Origin of the sequence: Alteromonas sp. AO-Serp (assembly GCF_017849675.1) — a bacterium.
In the GTDB taxonomy this organism is placed as follows: Bacteria; Pseudomonadota; Gammaproteobacteria; order Enterobacterales; family Alteromonadaceae; genus Alteromonas; species Alteromonas macleodii.
Genome location: NZ_JAFLMX010000171.1, coordinates 1 through 1,389 on the forward strand (window position 1 = coordinate 1; position 1,389 = coordinate 1,389).

Sequence of the window (1,389 nt, forward strand, 5' to 3'; positions counted from 1 at the left end):
GCATAACATCAGCAACCGCCTAGCTGACAGTAACTGGAAAGAACGCGCACTTCAGGCCATTCGCTTGCACGTTTACGCCCTAGTCGCTACCCAGTAAAAAAGGGGTCAGAGTCTGAGGGATCCCCACAAATAATATAACGATATCAGCGAGATAAAAAAGATAGGAACATTCATGACGTTTGGTGATCAGATCAATCGCCAAAAATCACCGAGGCCAAACAGCCATGAATGCTCTATCTATTGTGAACAATGTCGTATCGCTTGTCAGCTACAATATGCATAAAACTCGTCTAAGTGCGGTCACGGCGTGCGTCAAAAGTCTGCTTAATGGAAGCGCTGCGACCGTAACCAGCATAGGTCGAGGAATTAAGACTAAAGCCTTTGAGAAACACCGGATTAAACGTGCCGACCGCTTGCTTTCAAACCCGCATTTATTAAGTGAAACACCGTTTATCTATGCATCTATTTGCCAACTATTTTGTGGCAGCACATCTCGCCCTGTTATCTCAATCGACTGGTCAGATTTAGATGACCATAAAGCGCACTTTCTTTTACGCGCGGCCATATCTTTAAAGGGTAGACCCATCACACTTTATCAAGAAGTTCACTGCAACAAGACCAAAGAGAAACCCGCCAGCCACAAGGCATTCTTAAAGGCGTTACACGCCATGTTACCTTCAAATTGCCGACCCATTATCGTTACCGATGCAGGGTATAAATCGCCTTGGTTCAGGGCAGTTAGGGCGCTTGGATGGGACATTATTGGACGTATCCGTAAGCCACATCTTTATTCACTTGATAGAGGAGATACGTGGCAGTGTATTCGCTATCTCTATACTCAAGCAACCTGTCGTCCGAAGCGTTTTGACAACAGCCAAATAGTAAGAAGTAATCCCTTTGCCTGCACGCTAGTTCTTTTTAAACAGAAATCTAAAGGGCGTCATGCTTCAAATCCAGATGGTACACGTAAAGCCTCAAAACGCTCAAAAGCCCATGCGCAAGGGGCGAAAGACCCGTGGCTATTAGCCACAACACTGGCGTCTCACCGAAGCTTATCGAAACAAGTAGTGGCCATTTACAGGCAACGAATGCAAATTGAAGAAGGCTTTAGAGACATGAAAAGCACGAAGTTCGGGCTTGGCTATGAACAGAATAAAAGCGTGAAAAAGCAGCGTCTAACAATACTGGTATTGCTGTCGTCGTTAGCGTCACTCGTAGCTATATTACTGGGTATAATACTTGTCTCATCGAATAAGCATCGGCGCTTCCAAGCCAACACTGAAACCAGGAGCGTGTTGTCATTCCATTACCTTGGACTCAGGGCTGTCGCTTGTCGAATACGATTTACTATGCGACAGTGGAAAGCTGCACTCAAATGGTACAGCTCCA

At 45.6% G+C, this 1,389-nt stretch carries 1 protein-coding gene; it reads left to right on the forward strand.

What is annotated here, in order from left to right; genetic code table 11:
- Window positions 1-224: 224 nt before the first annotated feature.
- A partial coding sequence (locus tag QVA83_RS12070; protein WP_287498496.1) for an IS4 family transposase occupies window positions 225-1,389 on the forward strand: 1,165 nt, incomplete at its 3' end.